6 protein-coding genes are annotated in these 5,635 nt (G+C 63.5%); all 6 read right to left on the reverse strand.

The features are described from left to right. Window positions 1-125: 125 nt before the first annotated feature. On the reverse strand, window positions 126-965 hold the full coding sequence (locus VIW95_RS04315; RefSeq protein WP_331584185.1) for a prepilin peptidase: 840 nt from the start codon (window positions 963-965) through the stop codon (window positions 126-128). Window positions 966-989: 24 nt separating this feature from the next. After that, entirely contained in the window at window positions 990-2,417 is a 1,428-nt protein-coding gene (locus tag VIW95_RS04320) for a M20/M25/M40 family metallo-hydrolase (RefSeq protein WP_331584186.1), read from the reverse strand. Between the two features lie 22 nt (window positions 2,418-2,439). Continuing rightward, window positions 2,440-3,273, reverse strand: coding sequence for a bifunctional DNA-formamidopyrimidine glycosylase/DNA-(apurinic or apyrimidinic site) lyase (gene mutM, locus VIW95_RS04325; protein WP_331584187.1), 834 nt, complete (start codon window positions 3,271-3,273; stop codon window positions 2,440-2,442). Beyond that, on the reverse strand, window positions 3,266-4,153 hold the full coding sequence (gene rsmA, locus VIW95_RS04330; RefSeq protein WP_331584188.1) for a 16S rRNA (adenine(1518)-N(6)/adenine(1519)-N(6))-dimethyltransferase RsmA: 888 nt from the start codon (window positions 4,151-4,153) through the stop codon (window positions 3,266-3,268). The genes mutM and rsmA overlap by 8 nt, the downstream gene beginning before the upstream one ends. Continuing rightward, entirely contained in the window at window positions 4,154-5,158 is a 1,005-nt protein-coding gene (gene tsaD / locus VIW95_RS04335; protein ID WP_331584189.1) for a tRNA (adenosine(37)-N6)-threonylcarbamoyltransferase complex transferase subunit TsaD, read from the reverse strand. It abuts the gene before it with no gap. Between the two features lie 3 nt (window positions 5,159-5,161). Beyond that, a partial coding sequence (locus VIW95_RS04340; protein WP_331584190.1) for a tetratricopeptide repeat protein occupies window positions 5,162-5,635 on the reverse strand: 474 nt, incomplete at its 5' end.

Raw genomic sequence — 5,635 nt, forward strand, 5'->3', positions numbered from 1 at the left:
CAGAGCCACGTCGAACGTCTGCGCCGCCCGCCTTTGCGGAGCGCGTCGCCGAGAATCGCGGCCTGCGTCGTCTTGCCGCTTCCCTCGACGCCTTCAAGAGTAATGAAAATTCCCGCCATCATCTCCTAACGAGAAAAATACCAATGCGCCAGTTGCGGCTGAAAGAGCGCGAAGACGCCGGCGGCCAGCGCCAGATACGGTCCGAACGGAACTTCCGTTTTCAAAATCGAAACGTCCGCTTCCTCCGGATCGCCCGCCGGCTCGCCAAGCGGCGCGCGCGCAGTCGCACCGCCGCCTGTCATTGCGAATGCGATTCCGCCCACCGCGCCTATCAGCGAACCGAAAAACATCGTGAAGAAGACTCCCGGCCAGCCGAGAAATCCTCCCACCATCGCGAGCAGCCACACGTCGCCAAGGCCGACACCCTCGCGCCCGCGCACCAGTTGGTAGAGATAGCCGGTACCGAACAGGACGCCACCGCCGAACAGGATTCCGAGCAGCGAGCTTTTCCAGCCGACCTCCGGCATCAGCGTCGCTGCGGCGATGAATCCCACCAGCGTTCCGGGCCACGTGATGATGTTCGGAATGAGCCGCCAGTCGTAGTCGATAATTGCGACGATCCACAGCGCCGCGCACAGCACGAAGCGCGCGGCCGCGTCGGGGAGCGGAAAGGCGAAGTAGAGATAGAGCGCGACGAATGCCAGGCCAATTTCCGCCAGGAAATGGCGGAACGGAATCGGCGCGCCGCACAGCACGCATCGTCCTTTCAATCCGAGATAGGCGAGAATCGGGATGTTCGCCCACCACGGAAGCGCGCGCTCGCAACTCTCGCAATACGAACGCGGCGTGACGATCGAAAGATCGCGTGGCAGCCGGTACGCGACCATGCAGACGAAGCTGCCGACGCTCGCGCCGAACAGGAACGCAATCGCGGCGCCGATTCCGGTGGGCATGTCGAGGATCATCGCGTCAGCATAACATACGCGCCGTCAATGCTGCGCGGCGCAGAGGTCGATCGTCAAATCGTAAGTGGCCTTGATGCCGCGATTCAGATTTTCGACCGAGAGGCGCTCGTCGTCGCCATGAATCCGCGAAACTTCTCCCTCGCCGAGAATCATGGGGACGAAGCCGTACGCCGGTATACCCTTGGCTCGCAACACGCGCGAGTCGGTGCCGCCAGTTGTCATCCATGGCACGACGCGCGCATCCTTGAAATCGCTCGCAACGACGCGCTCGATCGCATCCCACGCCTCGCCGGAAGTCGGCGACGGCGGAGCGTCGTCAGGCCGCTGGAGATACTCAATCTTAAAGTCGCCCGGGCCGAGCAGATCGCGAAGACGTTTCATGAACGCGTCGGCATCGGTGCCCGGCAGCAGGCGGCAGTCGAGTCCCGCCTCGGCGATCGTCGGCACGACGTTCACCTTGACGCCCGCGTTGAGCATCGTCAGCGAAATCGTATCGCGCATCAGCGCCTGCACAATGTAAGGGCTAAGCACGCCCGCCGTCGCAGCCTGCGCGATGCCCGGCTGATCGAGATGCGCGAGCTGGAACGACGCCGGACTCGGCTCGAGCGGCGCAATCGAGTCCATCGCATCGGCGAATATTTTCGTGATTCGGATCGGCGGCTGTTTTTCCAGCAGTCGATGCAGCGCGTTGATCAAAATGAGATTCGGATTGTCGGGCTTCGGCACCGATCCATGCCCACCCTTGCCGCGCACGGTCACGTGAAGCCAGTTCACGCGCTTCTCCGACACCGCAACCGTGAACGTGACGCCCTTGAGCCCGAGCCATTCCGGCACGCCTTCGCCGCCTTCGTTGAATGCGAACGCGGGGTCAATCGCGTCCCAATGATTGTTCACCATCCACGTCGCGCCATTGTCGCCGCCCGCTTCCTCGTCGGGATTCACCATCATCTCGACGCCGCGCCGCAATGCGACATGGTTGCGCTGGAGCGCCAGCATCGTCATCAGCGCCATAATCCCGTGCGCCTTGTTGTCGATCGCGCCGCGCGCCCACACGTAGCCGTCTTTGACGTCGGCGTCGAACGGATGATGGGTCCAGTTGGCGGCGACTGTCGGTACAACGTCGGCGTGCGACATGAGCAGCAGCGGTTTGACGCCCGCGGGTCCCGGGATTCGCGCGACGAGCGTCACCATCCCCGGCTTACTCTCGAAAGTTTCGGTCGCTATTCCTTCTTTGTCGAGGATCGCTTTCAGATACGCAATCGCCGCCGCAGTATTGCTCGGTGGATTGGTCGTATCGAAGCGCAGATAGGTGCGGAAGTCATCGAGCGCTTCGGAATTGATCTTGTTCCAATCAATCTGCGGCCCACTCTGCGCGTACGACGAAACCGCGAGCATGAGCAACGCGACCATCGCGCAAAAACTTTGGACCGCAGAGTTCAGTCGATGCTTCATTTCAATCGCAACGCATCTCAAATCATCGCTGGCACTTCGGACAGTAAAAGCTCGCGCGCTGGCCCACCACCACATTTTTGATCGGTGTCGAGCATGTGTAGCACGGTTTTCCCTCGCGGCCGTACACGCGCAGACGCGCTGCAAATCGCCCGGGCTGTCCGCGCGAATCGCGATAGCTCCGAAAGGTAGTGCCGTTACTGCCGATCGCGGCGCGCAGAATCACCGGCACCGCCGCCGCGATTTTTTCGATCTCGCCGCGCGTCACGCGCCCGGCCCGTCGCGTCGGACGCACTCCCGCGCGAAACAGAATCTCGGAGGCATAGATGTTGCCGATACCGGCGACGATTCGTTGATCCATTATCAGGTTCTTAATCGCCCCGATGCGGCCGCGGGCCTTCGCCGCAAGATAATCTGCATTGAATTCGCGCGACAGCGGTTCGGGGCCAAGACCCTTCAACTCCGCCGTGGAAGCCAACGCGGCGCGCTCGACCAGGCGAACCATGCCGAAGCGCCGCGGATCGTTGTAAACCAGGCGCGAGCCGTCGTCCAGCGAAAATTCAAGATGGTCGTGCCGCGGATCGAAGTCGTCAGCGTCGAAGCCGTTGTGCCGATGAGTCAGGCTGCCGGACATGCCGAGATGCACGAGCATCACGTGGTCGCCGTCGAGCTGAATGATCAGATATTTCGCGCGTCGCGACAGTTTCACGATTCGCCGGCCAGTGATTGCTCCGCCGAAATCCGCGGTGACGCGCCGGCGCAAACGCTTCTCTCCGATTCGTACGCTCACGATCGTTCTGCCGACGGCGGTGCGAGCCAGTATCCGGCGCAGCGATTCGACCTCCGGCAGTTCAGGCATCGCGCGCGACGATCCCGTCGGCCAGTTCGATGCGCAGCGCATGTGCGAGTCTTAGAAAATCCGGCACGCCAAGTTTTTCGGCGCGCGTGCCTGGATCGACGGCAGCGCGTTCGAGCGCACGCACGGTCTGCGCACTATCGATTCCAAGCGCATGGCTGAGCGCGTTGCGAATCGTCTTGCGCGGCGCAGAGAATGACGCGCGCACAGTTTCGAGCACGTCGCGCTCGTCGGAAGCCGCAAACGACGGTGTCGGCAGCGGCGCGAATGCGAGAACTTCGGCGTCAACCTTGGGACGCGGATGGAAACTGCCGGCCGCGACGGTGAAATGCAGATCGATCTTCCAGTACAGCGCGGTGAACACGCTGAGCGCGCCGTACGCATCGTCGCCTGGCGTCGCGCGGATTCGCGCGGCGACCTCGCGTTGAAACATCAGCACCATTCTGGAAATCATGCGTGAGTTGTCGCACAGCCTGCGCAGGATAGCAGCCGCGACGTTGAACGGAAGATTGCCGATTAACTTGGCGCGCGAATCATCGAGCAGCGCCGCGAAATCGATCGCGAGGAAGTCTTCGTTGACGATGCGAACGTCGGCGAAGCGCTCCTTTAGCCGCGCCGCGAGGCGCGAATCGAGTTCGATCAGCGTCAGCGAGCGTCGTGGCCGCGCCGCGATTTTCTCAGTCAGGATACCGAGGCCGGGTCCAATCTCGATTATCGAATCCGATTCGCAAAGCTCGGCCGCTGCGACGATTCGATTGGCCACGCCGGCGCTGGTTAAAAAATTCTGCCCGCGCGACTTTGCCGGCCGCACGCCTGCCCGCGCGAGCGCCGATGCTGGACGCGACGCTCTCTCGGCCACGTCTGATTTTCGTGCTGTCGTCATCTACACAGATAGGTTCGCTTCCGCGTCGATACTCAACGAGTCGCGCTCTCCGCGCAGCAACCGGTAGCTGCCCGCTAGAGCGATCATCGCCGCATTGTCGGTGCAGTATTTTAACGCCGGTGCGACCAGCCGGCGCCCGTCGGCAGCAGCCGCCTCGGCCAGCCGCTCGCGCAGTCGCGAATTTGCCGCGACGCCGCCCGTCAGCGCGATCGTGTCTGCGCCCAGCTCGCGCGCCGCCGCGATTGTCGGCTTCACCAGCATCTCGACGACGGCCTCCTGAAAGCTTGCTGCGAGATCCTCGGGGCGTTCGGCGCGTCCGTTCTTGGTATTAAGCAGTGTCGCGACCGCCGTCTTCACTCCGCTGAAACTGAAATCCATCGGCGCGCCTTTGACGTGCGCGCGCGGGATTCGCACGCTCTTTCGATTCCCGCGCCGCGACAGCTCGTCGATTGCGCGACCGCCCGGATAGCCAAGCCCCATCAGCTTCGCGACCTTGTCGAACGCCTCGCCGGCGGCGTCGTCGCGCGTGCGTCCGATGCGCCGATAACGCCCGAAATCCTCGACCGCGAACAGCGCGGTGTGGCCGCCGGACACGACCAGCGCCAGGTACGGCATCGCGATTCGATTTTCGAGCAAGGGCGCGAGCAGATGACCCTCGATATGATTCACGCCGACCATCGCGAGACCGCTCGCCTGCGCCAGCCCCTTCGCGAACATCAGGCCGACCAACAACGAGCCCCCCAGGCCGGGGCCGCGCGTGACCGCAATACCCTCGACGTCCGCGAGGCGACATCCCGCCGCACTCAGCGCACGCGCGATCACCGGTTCGATCGTGACGACGTGATTTCGCGACGCGAGTTCCGGCACGATGCCGCCGTACGCGCGATGGATATCGTCCTGGTTGGCTACCGTGCTCGAACGAATCTCGACGATGCCTGGCATCGTGGTTTCGAGCACCGCGGCGGCAGCGTCGTCGCATGATGATTCAATTCCGAGTACCAGCATTACTCAGTCTGCTGGCGGATGGGCCGATGCAGGCGGCGGCGGAGCGGGAGCGTCGTCGGATGCCGGCTGAGCGTCGGGCGCGGCGGGCGCGGCATTGTCGGATTCCGCGGCTGGCGCCGCCGCGCTGGCGGAGGCCGGCATGAATGCCGACAGCCGCGTGACGCCGACGCGCGCCGTCAGGTTGCCCGGACTTGCCGTGAGCGCCTTCTGATAAGCGGCGGCCGCATCGGCGGATTTGCCCGCCTGCTCGAGGCACACTCCCTCGAACGCATAGGTCTCGCCGAGCCACGCGGAATTCGACGCGAGTCCTATTTCCGCGCGCCTGAAAAACGTCTGCGCCTGCCCGTAGTCCCTGCGCGCGATGTACGCACGGCCCAAATAGAAGTACGCGTATGAGTTGCTCGGGTCGATCGAAATCGCATGCGCCAGCTCGCGAATCGCGTCGTCAGTATGCCCGCGCTCGAGCCCGAGGCGCTG

Origin of the sequence: Binatus sp. (SeqCode) (assembly GCF_036522015.1) — a bacterium.
In the GTDB taxonomy this organism is placed as follows: Bacteria; Desulfobacterota; Binatia; order Binatales; family Binataceae; genus Binatus.